At 71.5% G+C, this 15,299-nt stretch carries 14 protein-coding genes and 1 pseudogene; 3 read left to right on the top strand and 12 right to left on the bottom strand.

The window, feature by feature from the left end; genetic code table 11:
• The first annotated feature begins 161 nt into the window (after positions 1–161).
• Positions 162–380, top strand: a complete 219-nt coding sequence (locus tag AC07EJ_RS12600) for a hypothetical protein (protein ID WP_478884185.1) — start codon at positions 162–164, stop codon at positions 378–380.
• A gap of 584 nt (positions 381–964) precedes the next feature.
• Here the strand turns inward: AC07EJ_RS12600 and mug are convergent.
• The 9 genes and pseudogenes from mug to AC07EJ_RS12555 form a co-directional block, all read right to left on the bottom strand.
• A pseudogene (gene mug / locus AC07EJ_RS12595) lies at positions 965–1,369 on the bottom strand (G/U mismatch-specific DNA glycosylase); the annotation flags it as partial.
• Positions 1,366–2,808 (bottom strand): adenylosuccinate lyase, encoded by a 1,443-nt coding sequence (gene purB, locus AC07EJ_RS12590; protein WP_362908886.1) that lies wholly within the window; start codon positions 2,806–2,808, stop codon positions 1,366–1,368. The pseudogene mug and the gene purB, both read right to left, overlap by 4 nt.
• A 106-nt stretch (positions 2,809–2,914) precedes the next feature.
• On the bottom strand, positions 2,915–3,703 hold the full coding sequence (locus AC07EJ_RS12585; RefSeq protein WP_389476858.1) for an SGNH/GDSL hydrolase family protein: 789 nt from the start codon (positions 3,701–3,703) through the stop codon (positions 2,915–2,917).
• A 134-nt stretch (positions 3,704–3,837) separates the two neighbouring features.
• Complete coding sequence (locus AC07EJ_RS12580) at positions 3,838–4,851, bottom strand: hemolysin family protein (protein ID WP_389476856.1); 1,014 nt, start codon at positions 4,849–4,851, stop codon at positions 3,838–3,840.
• On the bottom strand, positions 4,848–6,188 hold the full coding sequence (locus tag AC07EJ_RS12575) for a hemolysin family protein (RefSeq protein ID WP_389476854.1): 1,341 nt from the start codon (positions 6,186–6,188) through the stop codon (positions 4,848–4,850). Before AC07EJ_RS12575 ends, AC07EJ_RS12580 begins: the two co-directional genes overlap by 4 nt.
• 192 nt (positions 6,189–6,380) lie before the next feature.
• Positions 6,381–6,806, bottom strand: a complete 426-nt coding sequence (locus AC07EJ_RS12570) for a GNAT family N-acetyltransferase (protein ID WP_389476852.1) — start codon at positions 6,804–6,806, stop codon at positions 6,381–6,383.
• A 67-nt stretch (positions 6,807–6,873) separates the two neighbouring features.
• Complete coding sequence (locus tag AC07EJ_RS12565) at positions 6,874–7,764, bottom strand: LLM class F420-dependent oxidoreductase (RefSeq protein ID WP_478884184.1); 891 nt, start codon at positions 7,762–7,764, stop codon at positions 6,874–6,876.
• Between the two features lie 71 nt (positions 7,765–7,835).
• Positions 7,836–10,403 carry an ABC transporter permease gene (locus tag AC07EJ_RS12560; RefSeq protein WP_389476848.1) on the bottom strand — a complete coding sequence of 856 codons (2,568 nt, stop codon included), beginning with the start codon at positions 10,401–10,403 and terminating at the stop codon, positions 7,836–7,838.
• Positions 10,404–10,413: 10 nt separating this feature from the next.
• A complete protein-coding gene (locus AC07EJ_RS12555; RefSeq protein WP_389476846.1) occupies positions 10,414–11,208 on the bottom strand; it encodes an ABC transporter ATP-binding protein in 795 nt (264 codons plus the stop codon).
• 177 nt (positions 11,209–11,385) lie between these two features.
• Between AC07EJ_RS12555 and AC07EJ_RS12550 the strand changes: the two genes are divergently transcribed.
• Together AC07EJ_RS12550 and AC07EJ_RS12545 are read left to right on the top strand one after the other, a co-directional pair.
• Positions 11,386–11,613, top strand: coding sequence for a toxin-antitoxin system HicB family antitoxin (locus AC07EJ_RS12550; protein WP_389476844.1), 228 nt, complete (start codon positions 11,386–11,388; stop codon positions 11,611–11,613).
• Between the two features lie 49 nt (positions 11,614–11,662).
• A complete protein-coding gene (locus AC07EJ_RS12545) occupies positions 11,663–12,001 on the top strand; it encodes a fic family toxin-antitoxin system, toxin component (protein ID WP_362908914.1) in 339 nt (112 codons plus the stop codon).
• A gap of 4 nt (positions 12,002–12,005) precedes the next feature.
• On the opposite strand, the gene bioD is transcribed toward AC07EJ_RS12545, so the two are convergent.
• From bioD to bioB, 3 genes are read right to left on the bottom strand one after another with little or no spacing between them, the layout of a single operon-like run.
• Positions 12,006–12,734, bottom strand: coding sequence for a dethiobiotin synthase (gene bioD, locus AC07EJ_RS12540; RefSeq protein ID WP_389476842.1), 729 nt, complete (start codon positions 12,732–12,734; stop codon positions 12,006–12,008).
• A gap of 5 nt (positions 12,735–12,739) precedes the next feature.
• Complete coding sequence (locus AC07EJ_RS12535) at positions 12,740–14,077, bottom strand: adenosylmethionine--8-amino-7-oxononanoate transaminase (protein WP_389476840.1); 1,338 nt, start codon at positions 14,075–14,077, stop codon at positions 12,740–12,742.
• The gene (gene bioB / locus AC07EJ_RS12530; RefSeq protein ID WP_389476838.1) at positions 14,070–15,287 is read right to left on the bottom strand and encodes a biotin synthase BioB; all 1,218 of its coding nucleotides are present in this window, start codon (positions 15,285–15,287) and stop codon (positions 14,070–14,072) included. The genes AC07EJ_RS12535 and bioB overlap by 8 nt, the downstream gene beginning before the upstream one ends.
• Between the last annotated feature and the right edge of the window lie 12 nt (positions 15,288–15,299).

Genomic DNA, 15,299 nt, shown 5'->3' with positions numbered 1-15,299 from the left:
ACTGAGTCCCTGCGGGCGGCACTTGATGAGGCGGGAATCGTATTTCCGTCCCTTGGCGTCGACGACGCGTCATTCGGGCCCGGCCTCGTGAACCTGGGGCGGGTCCGGGCGGACGTCGCCTCTCGACTGGCCGACGTAATCCGACGAGGGGGCCGCGCGGCATGACAGTGAGACAGGAGATCGGCGCTCTCGTCGTCGACGCGGAGACGAACAAGCTCGGGCGCGTCATGGGACGTGTGGGCATCTACGTCCAGCTCCGCGCCCCAGGTGGCGGACGTGAGTGGGACGCCGACCCCGCTCACCTCCGGCCGGCGGACGAGGGCGAATGTCGCCGCGCAGCCATCGCGGAGAGGTCACTCGTGAAGCGGGTGACGTCGTGACGGCCGCCATCGAGGCGCCCGATGTACGCCGGCTGAACGGTGATCAGCTCCGGGGCTGGGCGTGTGCTTTGTGTGGTGCCAGGCTCTACGAGGACCGTGCGCTCCCTCCGGTCACAGAGGTCCGTTACGGGCTGAAGGTGCGCATCGAGCTGTGGGCGTGTGCCCCGACGTGCCTGGAGGCGAGCCAGAAGGAGAGGCGGGGTCCCTGGCTATGACGACACCGCCCGTGTGCATCGCCGTGTCCACGATCCCGCATCTCCTGGCGCGAAGCCTCTTGGCGGTGTGTCAGCGCGACCTCTCGTCCCTTATCGTCCGATGCGCCCTCCATGACGGCCACCACCCGAGCCACGAGGCCGCTCTCCCCGGCGGAGGCATCTTCTACTGGGAGTGATCTCCCACCACAGACCCGCGTGCCAGGGGCTCCCACTCAGGCGCGCGGAGGGGCGGCAGGGTCCCGGCGTCGCCGTTAGGGACCCTGCCCGCTCCGGCGGTGAAGACCCCCGTCCACTCCCACGGTGCTGGGGGAGTGGACGGGGCTTCGTCGTTTGTGCAGGTCAGGCGGCGAGCTTGAATGACTGGGTATCTCTACGGCTTGCGAAGGCCGACCGGTACGCCGTCACGCCCACGACCGCGAGCCAGCGCGGCCGCAGCCGCTCCACTTTGGCGGTGAGCAGACGGCCGCCGTCGCGGTACTCCTGCGCGCTCAGCTCGTCCGCCCGCGCCGTGGCCCGCGCGACGACGTTCGTGATCCCGAGCCCGTACGACAGGAGTTCCTCCTGCTCAGCGGGGGCCAGCTGCCGGGGTGTGAACCCGGACAGGTGGAGCACCGGCCAGAAGCGGTTGCCCGGGCGCGCGAAGTGGTGGCCCGTCGCGGCCGTCATCAGGCCCGGGTTGATCCCGCAGAAAAGCACGGAGAGGCCGCTCGCGACCACATCGGGGACGATGCGGTCACGGGCGGCCTCCAGGTCCGCGGGGGTCAGCCTGCTCAGAGGATCGCTCCGGGCGCGTAACCGGCTGCCTCCGGGTGCTGCTTGACGATCTCCTCGATGCGCGCGACGACGGTCGCGACCTGGTCGCTCGCGGCGCCCGTGAAGGACAGCTTGTCGGCCATCAGCTCGTCGAGTCCGGCGCGGTCCAGCGGGATCCGCGAGTCCGCGGCGAGCTTGTCGAGCAGCTCGTTGCGCTCGGCGCCCTGCTCGCGCATGGCCAGGGCCGACGCGACGGCGTTCTCCTTGATGGCCTCGTGGGCCTCCTCGCGGCCGACGCCCGCCCGCACCGACGCCATCAGGACCTTCGTCGTGGCGAGGAACGGCAGGTAGCGGTCCAGCTCGCGGGCGACGACGGCGGGGAACGCACCGAACTCGTCGAGCACCGTCAGGAACGTCTCCAGGAGACCGTCGAGCGCGAAGAACGCGTCCGGCAGCGCGACGCGGCGCACCACGGAGCAGGACACGTCGCCCTCGTTCCACTGGTCGCCCGCCAGCTCACCGGTCATCGACGCGTAACCGCGCAGGATCACCATGAGGCCGTTGACGCGCTCGCAGGAGCGGGTGTTCATCTTGTGCGGCATCGCGGACGAGCCGACCTGGCCGGGCTTGAAGCCCTCGGTGACGAGCTCGTGCCCGGCCATCAGACGGATCGTCTTGGCGGTCGAGGACGGCGCGGCCGCGAGCTGCACGAGCGCGGTGACGACCTCGTAGTCGAGGGAGCGCGGGTAGACCTGGCCTACCGAGGTGAACGCCTGCGAGAAGCCCAGGTGGCCCGCGATGCGCTGCTCCAGCTCGTCGAGCTTCGCCGCGTCGCCGCCGAGCAGGTCCAGCATGTCCTGCGCGGTGCCGACGGGGCCCTTGATGCCGCGCAGCGGGTAGCGGGAGAGCAGCTCCTCGACCCGGGCGTACGCGACGAGCAGCTCGTCGGCGGCGGTCGCGAAGCGCTTGCCGAGGGTCGTGGCCTGAGCCGCGACGTTGTGCGAGCGGCCCGCGATCACCAGCTCGCCGTACTCACCGGCGAGCTTGCCGAGGCGCGCGAGGACGGCGACGGCGCGGTCGCGGACCAGTTCGAGGGAGAGGCGGATCTGGAGCTGCTCGACGTTCTCCGTCAGGTCGCGGGACGTCATGCCCTTGTGGACCTGCTCGTGGCCGGCGAGGGCGTTGAACTCCTCGATGCGGGCCTTCACGTCGTGGCGCGTGACCTTCTCGCGCTCGGCGATGGAGGCCAGGTCGACCTGGTCGAGGACGCGCTCGTAGTCGGCGAGAGCGCCGTCCGGCACCTCGATCCCGAGGTCCTTCTGCGCGCGCAGCACGGCGAGCCAGAGCTGACGCTCCAGCTTCACCTTCTGCTCGGGGGACCAGAGAGTGGCGAGCTCGGCGGAGGCGTAGCGTCCGGCGAGAACATTCGGGATACGGGGCTTTGCAGGCGCGGCAGTCACGTGTACGGATTCTACTGGCGATTCGTGCAGGCCAGCGCCAGGGCCCCGTTCGTCGGAAGCTACGAGGGCGGGGCGCCCGGCGCGCGCCGGGCAACGTCCCGGCAGGTCAGCCCCGCGGAGCCTCGTACGGCAGCAGCTCCGGTCGCTTCGCCGGGCGGCCGTCGCCGGAGGAGCGGCCCGTCAGCCGGCGGCCGATCCACGGCACCAGGTGCTGCTTGGCGAAGCGGGCGTCGGCGACGCGGCGTGCGCCCCAGCCCGGCGGCACGGTCGGCGGGAGCACGGCCTGCCAGTCGTCCTCGGCTTCGTGGCCGAGCGCCTGCCAGACGGCCTCGGCGACCCGGCGGTGCCCTTCGGCCGTCAGGTGCAGCCGGTCCACGTCCCACATGCGGGGGTCACCGAGGACGGGCGGCCCGTACAGGTCCACGACCACCGCGCCGTGCCGCGCCGCGAGCCCGTCGATGCAGGCGAACAGCTCCTCCATGCGCGGCCGGAAGCGCTCCATCACCGGACCGTTGCGGCCGGGGCTGCGCATCAGGACGAGCTGCTCGCAGGCCGGCGCCAGCTTCTCGACGGCCTCTTCGAGGAGCCCGCGCACCCGGCCCATGTCGACCTTGGGGCGCAGGGTGTCGTTGAGCCCGCCCACCAGCGTGATGACGTCGGCGCCCATCGCGGCCGCGACGTCCACCTGCTCGTCGACGATCTGGCCGATGAGCTTGCCGCGCACAGCGAGGTTCGCGTAGCGGAAGCCGGGGGTGCGGGCCGCCATCCGGCCGGCCAGTACGTCGGCCCAGCCGCGGTAGGAGCCGTCGGGCAACAGGTCGGACATGCCCTCGGTGAACGAGTCACCGACCGTGACGAGGCTGCTGTAATTGGTGTGGTTGGCATTTTTCTGCATGGCGGAAGCGATGGTAACCCGGGTCCCGCGATCACCGGCGGGCGCCGTGTGCCCGGCGTCCGGGCACACGGCGTCCTGCACGCGGCGCCCTGCGGACGGAGCCGGAATCAGTCGCCGAAATCAGGCCGCCGGGTTCACGCGGGCTGGCCGAACAGTTCCCGCAGGACGTCCTCCATCGTCACCAGACCCGCGAGCCGCCCGTCCGCGCCGAGGACCGCCGCCACATGCGTACGGCTGCCCCGCATCGCCGAGAGGACGTCGTCGAGCGGCGTCGTCTCGCGGACGCGGGCGATCGGCCGCATGTCCGGAATCCGGAACGGCAGATCGCGCGGCGACGCGTCCAGGGCGTCCTTCACATGCAGATAGCCGACGATGCGGCGGTTGTCGTCGACCACGGGGAAGCGCGAGAACCCCGACCGCGCCGACAGCTGCTCCAGCTGCTCGGGCGTGACGCCCACATGCGCGTAGACCACCCGCTCCAGCGGCAGGACGACGTCCCGGACCGGGCGGCGGCCCAGTTCGAGGGCGTCGCGCAGGCGCTCCTGGGCGCGGTCGTCGATGAGTCCGGCGTCGCCCGAGTCCTTGACGAGACGGGCCAGCTCGTCGTCCGAGAACGTCGCGGACACCTCGTCCTTGACCTCGACGCGCAACAGCTTGAGCAGCCCGTTCGCGAAGGCGTTGACCGTGAAGATCACCGGACGCAGCGCCTTCGCGAGGGTCACCAGGGGCGGCCCGAGCAGCAGCGCGCTGCGCACCGGCTCGGCGAGCGCGACGTTCTTCGGGATCATCTCGCCGAGCAGCATGTGCAGATACGTGGCCACCGCCAGGGCGATCACGAACGAGATCGGGTGGACCAGACCGTGCGGCACTCCGACCGCGTCGAACACGGGCTCCAGAAGATGGGCGATGGCGGGTTCGGCGACGATGCCGAGCACCAGGGTGCACAGCGTGATGCCGAGCTGTGCCGCGGCCAGCAGGGCCGACACGTGCTGCAGGCCCCACAGGACGCTCTTCGCGCGCCGGTCGCCCTCGTCCGCGTGCGGTTCGATCTGGCTGCGGCGTACGGAGATCAGGGCGAACTCGGCGCCCACGAAGAAGGCGTTGACGACCAGCGTCGCCAGGCCGATCAGGAGCTGGATCGCGGTCATCGGTGCCCCTCCGAGGCTTCGTCGGTCCGGTCGGACAGGGGCGCGTGCATCAGGACGCGGGCCGCGCGGTGGCCCGCGGCGTCCACGACGTCGAGCCGCCATCCGGCCACCTCGACGCTGTCGCCGACGGCCGGGATGCGGCCCAGCTCGGTGGCGACCAGGCCGGCGAGCGTCTCGTAGGGTCCGGCGGGGAGGCGCAGGCCGACCCGCTGGAGCTGGTCGGTGCGGGCGGCGCCGTCGGTTGAGTAGAGGGCGCGGCCCTCGTCGTCCTTGCCGGCCGGCGCGAGGTCCGGTGTCTCGTGCGGATCGTGCTCGTCCCGCACCTCGCCGACGACTTCCTCGACGATGTCCTCCAGGGTGGCGACGCCCGCGGTGCCGCCGTACTCGTCGATGACGACGGCCATCGTGCGCCTCCCGGAGAGCCGGTCGAGGAGCCGGTCGACGGTCAGGGTCTCGGGTACGAGGAGCGGCTCGCGCATCAGATCGGACACGGAACGGCGGCCCCGGAGTTCGGCGGGCACGGCCAGGACGTCCTTGATGTGCGCGACGCCGACGACCGAGTCGAGGTTGCCGCGGTAGACGGGGAACCGGGACAGGCCCGTGGCCCGGGTCGCGTTCGCCACGTCCTCGCAGGTGGCCTGCGCGTCGAGCGCCACGACCTGGACGCGCGGCGTCATCACGTTCTCCGCGGTCAGGTCCGCGAGGTTCAGGGTCCGCATGAACAGCTCGGCGGTGTCCGCCTCGAGGGCGCCCTGCTTGGCCGAGTGCCGGGCCAGGGCCACCAGCTCCTGCGGACCGCGCGCGGAGGCCAGCTCCTCGGCGGGCTCGATGCCGAAGCGGCGCACCGCCCGGTTCGCGGTGTTGTTCAGGTGGGTGATGAAGGGGCGGAACGCGGCGCTGAACCAGCGCTGCGGCGTCGCGACGTTCTTGGCGACGGCCAGCGGCGACGAGATCGCCCAGTTCTTGGGGACGAGCTCGCCGACGACCATGAGGAAGACGGTCGACAGGGCCGTGCCGATGACCAGCGCGACCGAGGAGGCGGTGGAGCGGGAGAGCCCGAGGCTCTCCAGGGGGCCCGCGATCAGCTTGGCGACGGACGGTTGGGCGAGCATGCCGACGACCAGATTGGTCACGGTGATGCCGAGCTGGGCGCCGGAGAGCTGGAAGGTGAGGTTCCGTACGGCCTTGAGGGCGCTGGCGGCGCCTCGCTCTCCGCGCTCCACGGCGCGCTCGAGGCCGGAACGCTCGACCGTGGTGAGGGAGAACTCGGCCGCGACGAACGCACCGCAGGCCAGCGCGAGCAGCACCGCCACGGCGAGCAGGATCACTTCGGTCATCGGGTCACCTCCGTCCCATGATCGGCCAGGGCGGTGGGTATTGCGCGATGTCGCAGGCGCCGGGTACTGGGAGGCTCGCCCATGGGCGGACGCTCACACCTTTCAAGAGGAGGACGGAACAAGTGGAGCACCCATGGTAAAGGGTCGGCAAAGCCGGTGCGGCCGGGACGCCGTCGCCCCGGCCGCACGAGGTCAGTCCGTGAGGTGCTTGACCCAGCGCGTCCACTGCGGCTCCGGCGCGTAGCCCCCGGCACGCCACGCGTGCCGCGCGCGCTCGTTGCGGTCCAGGACCATCGCGTCGCCCCGCCGTCCGCCGAGCGCGACGAACCGCTCCTCCGCGGCCGCGAGCAGCGCCGACCCCACGCCCTGCCGTCGCGCGTCCGGATGCACCGCGAGCCGGTACAGATGGCAGCGCCACCCGTCGAAGCCCGCGATGACGGTCCCCACCAGCTCTCCCTCGCGCTCGGCGAGCAGCAGCGACTCGGGGTCTCGGGCGACGAGCCGCTCCACGCCCGCGCGGTCGTCACTGATGCTCGTGCCCTCGGCGGCCACCTTCCAGAACGCGAGGGCGGCATCGAGGTCGTCGGGCGTCGCGGCCCGTATCCGAAGATCACTCATGGGTCAGATCCCACCACCGGGCTGTCGGGCCCGCGCACCATTTTCAGGATGCGGACAGCGCCCCGGCTCAGGCCTTTCGCAGTTCCTCGATGACCGGACCGAACGTCTCCATGTACGGCTCCAGGACCGTGATGTACGTGAACCCGTAGTGGTCGCGCTGCGCGCGCAGCTGGTCGGCGATCTCGCGGACCGTGCCGACGAGCAGGAGCGGCAGGTCCAGCGCCTCGTCCTCCGTGAACTGCGGGATGCGTTCGAGGACCGGCCGGATCGCTGCCCTGCGGTCGTCGGTCACCGTGACCATCTGGATCAGCAGATTGAGCTCGGCGGGCTCCGCGCGTCCCGCCGCGTAGCGGTGGTACGCGGCGACGCGCTCGTCCAGCTCCTCAGGGGTGAGGTGCTGGAGCTTCCCGTTCGCGTCGCCGGGGACGGAGCGCGCCCCGGTGAACGCCGCGATCTCCGCGTGTTCGGCCGTCAGCTTCAGCATCCGGTCGCCGTTGCCGCCGATCAGCAGTGGCGGGCGGGGGCGCTGCGCGGGGCGCGGCCGGTGCTCGTCCGACCCGAGCAGCCGGTCCAGCTCCTCGACGACGCGCCGCAGATGGTCCACGCGCTCACCGGGCGAGCCCCACGGGAGCCCGGCCGCTTCGTGCTCCGCCTGTACGTAGCCTGTGCCCAGGCCGAGTTCGAGCCGGCCGCCGGTGAGCGCGTCGGTGGTCGCCACCTCGCGGGCGAGGAGTACGGGGTTCCAGAAGCCGGCGTTGAGGACGAACGTGCCCACGCGCGGGCGCTCGGTCGCATCGGCGGCGGCGACCAGGGAGGGGAACGGCGAGGGCACGCCCAGGTGGTCGGCGACGAGGATCACGTCGTAGTCGAGATCCTCGGCCCTGCGACAGCGCTTGCGCCACTCGTCGCCGGACGCGGCGGTGAGCATGTTGACGCCGAACCGGAACGCACGACTCATGAACTCTCCTCAGTCTCGGGCGAGTTGAACCACGGTGAGTTGAACGGCCGAGAGGCCACGTGGCGAGTACATCATTCGTGCGCGACGGCCGCCAGCACGTTCATGCGCGAGGCGCGCAGCGCCGGAAGGAGCGCCGCCGCGAGCCCCACGAGGACCGAGCCGACCACGACCGCGACGATCGTCCCCCACGGGATGGCGAGCGCCTCCATGCCCTGGAGGGCGAGCACCTCGTGGATCGCAAGACCCCACACGACACCGAGCGAGAGCCCGAGCACCGCGCCGAACACGGCGATGACCACGGACTCCAGACGGATCATCCTCCGCAGCTGGCGCCGGGAGAGCCCGATGGCGCGGAGCAGACCGATCTCCCGTGTCCGCTCCACGACCGACAGGGCGAGGGTGTTGACGACGCCCAGGACGGCGATCACGATCGCGAGCCCGACCAGCGCGTACACCAGGTACAGCAGCACCGCGATCTGGTCGTGCACGAGCTTCTTGTAGTCGGCCAGGTCGCGTACCTGTACCTGTGGGTACACATCGAGGGCCTTCTCCAGACGGGCGCGCAGCACGTCCGCGCTCGTGCCGGGGGAGGCGTTCACGTACACCGCCGAGTCCTGGCCGTCGGGAAGGAACTTCTCCAGCGTCCCCATCCCCATGAACAGGCCGCCGGACATGCCGAATCCGTCCCCGCTGCCCTGGTCGGTGAGGGCCGCGACGGTGAGCCGGTCCGTTCGCCCGCCGGGCAGGTCCACCGGCACCACCGTGCCCACGCGCGCGTGGTGCTCCTTCGCGAACTCCGCGTCCATCGCGACCTTCCCGGGCGCGAGCGCCGCCTCCGAGTCGCCCTGGGAGTACGTGACGTGCGCGACGTCGTCGAGCTGTGCCCCGTAGCCGGCGGCGGTCGTCTTCACGCGCTTGCCGTCCGGCAGACGTACCGCGAGCGGGACGAACCGCTGCCGTACCACGAGCCCCGCCCCTTCCGTGGCGCGGATCCTGTCGGTCACCTCTTTGGGGAAAGGCATGAAGTTGGAATTCTGGACTGTGAAGTCGGCGCCCAGGGTCTTGTCGATCTGTTCGTCGAACGACTTGCTCATCGACGCGCTGGCCACGGACATGCCCGCCACCAGGGCGAGCCCCACCATCAGCGCGGCGGCGGTGGCCCCGGTGCGCCGCGGGTTGCGCAGCGCGTTGCGCTGGCTCAGCCGACCCACCGAGCCGAACACGGCGGGGAACGCGCCGCCCAGGACGCGGATCACGGGACGTACGAGCAAGGGTCCGGCGATCACCGTGGCCAGCAGCGTCAAGGCGATGCCGACGACCAGGAGCGTCGAGGCACTCGCCGTCTTCGTGGCCGCGGCACAGCCGGCCAGGGCGGCCACCCCCGCCAGGCCGACCACCGCTCCCGCCACGGCACGCACCCGCAGCGGCCGTCCCGCACCCGCGATCTCGGCGTCCGCGAGGGCCGCCATGGGGGAGACCTGGGAGGCCCGCCGCGACGGCAGGTACGCGGCCACGAACGTGACCCCGACCCCGACCGCGAAGGCCGCGACGGGCGTCCCCCAGCCGATCACCATCTCCGTCGACTTCAGGTTCATCCCGAACGCGCTCATGAGTTTGATGAGGCCGAGCGCAAGCCCGATGCCCGCCGCGAGGCCGAGCACCGAGCCCACCAGGCCGAGCAGCACCGCCTCCGTCAGGACGGAGCGGCGCACCTGACGCCGGTCGGCGCCGAGCGCGCGCAGCAGTCCCAGCTCGCGGGTGCGCTGCGCGATCAGCATCGAGAACGTGTTGATGATCAGGAAGATCCCGACCAGGACCGCGATCCCGGCAAAACCCAGCATGACGTACTTGATCACGTCGAGGAACGAGCCGAGGTCCGCCGCGTCCGACGTGGCCTGCTCGCCGGCGGTCTTCAAGTCGTAGCCGGAGCCGAGCTGTTGGGCGATCCGCCGCTTCAGGGCGGCGTCGCTCACCCCGGGGGCCGCGTCCACGGAGATGCTCGTCGCGCGGTCCGTCCCGCCGAGCAGCTTCGTCTGCGCCGTCGCCGTGTCCAGGAAGACGAGCGCGGCGCCGGGGTTGGTGGTGCGGAAGGTCGCGATGCCGACGACCCGGACGGTGAAGGAGCCCGGCTGTGCGAGGACGGTGAGCGAGTCGCCGATGCGGATGTGCTTCTTGTCGGCGGTGTCGGCGTCGAGCAGTGCCTCGCCGCTGCCGCGCGGGGCATGCCCCGAGGTCAGGCGGACCGGACTGCGGTCGGTGACGTACCAGTTGGTGGCGATGGTGGGAGCGCCGCTGGTCGGTCCGACCGAGTCGTTCTCGCCGTCCACGACGGTGATGTTCTCGGCGGCGGCGTCGATCCTGGCCGCGGCGACGCCGTCGACGGACCTGATCTGCCGGGCGAGGCGGGCCGGGACGGTCTCGACCGCTCCCGTCGGCACCGACTCGCTCAGGGAGTCCTGCTTCGGATTCACCTGCACGTCGGCGGACGTGGACGCGAACAGCCGGTCGAAGGTGCGCGTCACCGTGTCCGAGAAGACCAGACTGCCCGCCACGAACGCCACCGAGAGGACGATGGCAAGCCCCGACAGGACCAGCCGCCCCTTGTGCGCGAGGAAACTCCTGAGCGTCGCCTTCAGCACAACGGCCTCTCTACGGCTGGGAATTGTGGGGGTTTCCCCCGGTGAACAGGCGCATGCGCTCCAGGACCGCCTCCGCCGTGGGCTGGGGCATCTCGTCCACGAGGCGGCCGTCACCGAGGAAGAGCACCAGGTCGGAGTGGCCCGCCGCGCCGGGGTCGTGCGTCACCATCACGACGGTCTGCCCGAGGTCGTCCACCGCCTCGCGCAGGAACCCGAGGACCTCCAGGCCCGCGCGCGAGTCCAGGTTCCCGGTCGGCTCGTCCGCGAAGATCAGTTCCGGCCGCGACGCGAGGGCCCTGGCGCAGGCCACCCGCTGCTGCTGGCCTCCGGAGAGCTGCGCGGGACGGTGCTTGAGCCGGTCACCCAGGCCCAGCGTGTCGATGACCTGCTTCAGCCACTGTGCGTCCGGGGTGCGGCCCGCGATGTCCATCGGCAGCGTGATGTTCTCCGCCGCGTTCAGCGTCGGAATGAGGTTGAACGACTGGAACATGAAGCCGATCCGGTCACGCCGCAGCCGCGTCAGCTCCTTGTCGCGCAGGCCCGTGATCTCCGTGTCCCCGAGCCACACCTGGCCCGCGGAGATCGAGTCGAGCCCGGCCAGGCAGTGCATCAGCGTGGACTTGCCCGACCCCGAGGGGCCCATGACGGCGGTGAACCGGCCGCGCGCGATGTCCACGTCGACCGAGTCGAGGGCGAGGACCGCGGTCTCCCCGGACCCGTACGCCTTGGTCAGGCCCCGGGCGCGCGCGGCGATGTCGCCCGCCTCCGCCAGGCCGTAGGGCTGTTCTGCTGCCGCTGTGGACAAGGCCGCCTCCTGGGTCTCACCGTCGTCCTGGCCGTCGCAACTCCCTTGCCGCGTACGAGAGTAGTGGGGTGCGTCAGACCTGCGGTATCCCTCCGAGGTCGGGCTCCCGATACGCATGTAAGGGGCACCTTCGCTGTCTCCTTGCCGGTGCTAGCACGTCGGCGCTAGCGTGAAGTCATGGCGAAGACTCAGCTGAACGTACGGGTGGACGAGGACACCGCCCGAGCCGCGCGTGAACGTGCCCTCGCACGCGGCGTGAGTGTGAACCGGTATATCGAGGAGCTGGTCAGACAGGACGCGGGCGAGCTCGGCCGGACGTTCGTCGACGCGGCCGCCGACTTCATGAAGCAGTACGAATCCGTGTTCGCCGAGGAATTCGGCACGGACCGCGAAGGCCGACGCTGAACCCTTGAGCGAATCGAAGAACGTGCGTATCGACCTGGCCTGGCTGCTCATGATCGCCGAACAGAAGACCCCCGGAGACCCCCAGGTGACCGACTGGGGCGCGCTCGTCGCCGCCGTCAGCCGCCACGAGGCGGAGATATTCGGGACCGCCGTCTACGACAGCCCGCAGGCACGGGCCGCCTCACTGCTCCAGCTGCTCCTCCACGTCCCGGCCCTCGAACGCTCGAACGCGATGTTCGCGTCGGCCGTCGCGTACGCCTACCTCGTCGCGAGCGGCCTCAAGGTCGCCACGTCGCCCGACCAGGTCAGGGAACTGGCCCGCCTGGTCAAGGACGGCGGGGCGACCGTGCACGACATCGCCGAGGAACTCCGCAGATGGAGCCTGTGAGCCGTCAGGCCCTCACGGAGGACGACTCGGCGTTCGCGGTGAACGCCGCCGCGTCCCACGTCCCGTCCAGTTCCGGCGCCAGCCAACTCGGCGCGGACGCACGGAAGACGGGGTGCGTACCGGCACCTTCGGGGATCGCGCCGAGGAGCTTCGTCCCCGAGACCTCCGGAAAGTCCGCGAGATTGCAGCGGGCCGCGAGGTCCGGCCGCTTCGGCCAGCTGCCGACGACCACGCCGAGCGGCGTCAGGTCCCTGGCACGCAGGGCCTCCGTCGTCAGGGCCGTCGAGTTGAGTGTGCCGAGCCCCGCCGCCGCGACGACGAGGACCGGCGCTTCGAGGAGCCGCGCGGCGTCCGCGAGCGTGCCCCCGTCCGCGTCGAAGCGCACGAGCAGGCCGCCCGCGCCCTCGATCAGGACGAGGTCGTGCTCCGTGGCCAGCTTCGCCGCCGCGTCGGCCACCTCGTGCGGGCGCACCGGCGGGAGGCCGGCGCGCAGCGCGGCCGTCGCGGGCGCCAACGGTTCCGGATACCGCGCCAGCTCGACAGCCGTCACTCCGCTGCCCACCAGGCGCTTCACCTCGTCCGCGTCCCCGTACTCACCGGGACCGACCCCGGTCTGGGCCGGCTTCAGGACGGCCACCGACCGCCCCGCGGCCAGCGCCGCGGCCGCCACGGCCGCCGTCGTGACCGTCTTGCCGATCTCGGTTCCGGTCCCCGTGACCACCAGTACCGTCATGCCGTTCAGCCCTCCCGTGCGGCCGCGCACACCGCGCGGCCGATCCGTGCCAGATCCTCGTCCCCTGTGATGTACGGGGGCATCGTGTACACGAGGCCGCGGAACGGCCGCAGCCACACGCCCTCGCGCACCGCCGCCCGTGTGGCCGCCGCCATGTCGATCTCGTGGTCCAGCTGTACGACACCGATCGCGCCGAGCACGCGCACGTCGCGCACCCCGGGCAGCTCCGAGGCCGCGGCGAGCGACTCCCGCAGCCCCGACTCGATCCGCTTGACCTCCGTGGCCCAGTCCTGCCCGAGCAGGAGATCGATGGAGGCGCAGGCGACCGCCGCGGCGAGGGGGTTCCCCATGAACGTGGGCCCGTGCGCGAGCACCGGCACCTCGCCCCGCGAGATCCCGTCCGCCACACGCGCCGTGCACAGCGTCGCCGCCAGCGTCATATAGCCGCCGGTCAGCGCCTTGCCGACACACATGACGTCGGGGGTCACCGACGCGTGCTCCGCGGCGAACAGCGCCCCGGTCCGCCCGAACCCCGTGGCGATCTCGTCGAACACGAGGAGCACGTCGTGCGCGTCGCAGGCCTCGCGCAGGACCCGCAGATACGCGGGGGAGTGGAACCGCATCCCGCCCGCGCCCTGCACCACGGGCTCCACGATCACGGCCGCCAGCTCATGGGCGTGACGCCCGATCAGCTCGTGCAGATGCTCCGCGTAGGCCTCCTCGTACGCGGCCGGCGGGGCGTCGGCGAACACGTGCTGCGGAAGTGCCCCCGACCACAGCTCGTGCATGCCGCCCTCGGGGTCGCAGACCGCCATCGGCTGCCAGGTGTCACCGTGGTAGCCGCCGCGCCACGTCAGCAGGCGGCGCTTCTCCGGCCGGCCGAGGGAACGCCAGTGCTGGAGGCACATCTTGATCGCGACCTCGACGGACACGGAGCCCGAGTCGGCGAGGAAGACGTGCTCCAGGCCCTCCGGTGACATGTCGACAAGGCGCTTCGCGAGCCCGACGGCGGGCTCGTGCGTCAGCCCGCCGAACATGACGTGGCTCATCCGGCCGAGCTGGTCGCGCACCGCCTCGTTGAGCGCGGGGTGGTTGTAGCCGTGGATCGCCGACCACCAGGACGACATCCCGTCGACCAGCTCGGCACCCTCACCGCCCCTACCGCCTTCGCCGGCGAGCCTGAGCCGCACCCCGGCCGCCGACTCGACGACGAGCGGTTCCTGCCTCCCGGGCATCGGACCGTACGGATGCCACACGTGCCGCCGGTCCAGTTCGAGCAGCTCCGCCACGGGCAGCCCCGTCACCGGCAGCCCCGTCGTCGGCAGTCCCGGCCCCTCAGGCATTGGGTGCGAGATCCGTTCCGGCACCCCGGCGGCGTACGGCGACGAGGTCCGTGCGCGCCTCGGGGACCTCGGCGACCGGGGACTCCGCAGCGTCTTCGTGCGAGCCGCAGCCCCCTTCCTCATGGGAGCCGCAGCCCCCGCCGGAGCCGCAGGCCGAACCCGCGCCGGAACCGCAGGCCGCCTCGGCCCCGGACCCGCAGGGCCCGCCCCGGTGCTCGGGCAGCGTCACCTGGTCGGTGCCCTCGACCTCGAACCCGGCGTCCGTGATCATGTCCAGGTCCGCCTTGCCCGCCTGGCCCTCACTGGTCAGGTAGTCGCCGAGGAAGATGGAGTTGGCGAGGTGGAGTGCCAGCGGCTGCATCGAGCGCAGGTGCACCTCGCGCCCGCCCGCGATCCGCACCTCGACGTCGGGGCAGACGAAGCGGACCATCGCGAGGATCCGCAGGCAGCGCTGCGGCGTCAGGTTCCACTCCTTGGCGAGGGGCGTGCCCTCGAAGGGGATCAGGAAGTTGACCGGCACCGAGTCCGGGTCGAGTTCACGCAGCGAGTAGACGACGTCCACCAGGTCCTCGTCGCTCTCGCCCATGCCCGCGATGAGCCCGGAGCAGGCGGACAGGCCGGCCGCGTGGGCCTTCTGCACCGTGTCGACGCGGTCCGCGTAGGTGTGCGTCGTCGTGATGTCGCCGTACGTGCTCTCGGAGGTGTTGAGGTTGTGGTTGTACGCGTCGGCGCCCGCCCCGCGCAGCCGCTCGGCCTGGCCCTCGGACAGCAGACCGAGGCAGGCGCACACCTCGACGCCCTCGTTCTGCTCCTTGATCGCGCCGATGGTCTCCGACACGCGGTCGACGTCCCGGTCCGTCGGGCCGCGACCGGACGCCACCAGACAGACCCGCTTCGCGCCGCCCGCGACACCGGCGGCCGCGGCCTTCGACGCCTCGTCGGGCTTCAGCCACGTGTACTTGAGGATCTCCGCCTTGGACCCGAGCCGCTGCGAGCAGTACGAGCAGTCCTCGGGGCACAGGCCCGACTTGAGATTGACCAGATAGTTGAGTTTCACCCGCCGGCCGAACCACTGGCGCCGCACCTTGCCGGCCGCGGCCACCACATCGAGCAGTTCGTCGTCGGAAGTCGCCAGAACGGCGAGCGCTTCTTCACGGCTCGGCAGCTCGCGCCGCAGCCCCTTGTCCACCAGCGTGTTCAGCAGGTCCATAGCCCGATCCTG

This window comes from Streptomyces sp. NPDC045026, assembly GCF_056432625.1.
Note: the sequence above shows the minus strand (reverse complement) of the source record. Positions and strands in the feature narration are given on the sequence as shown.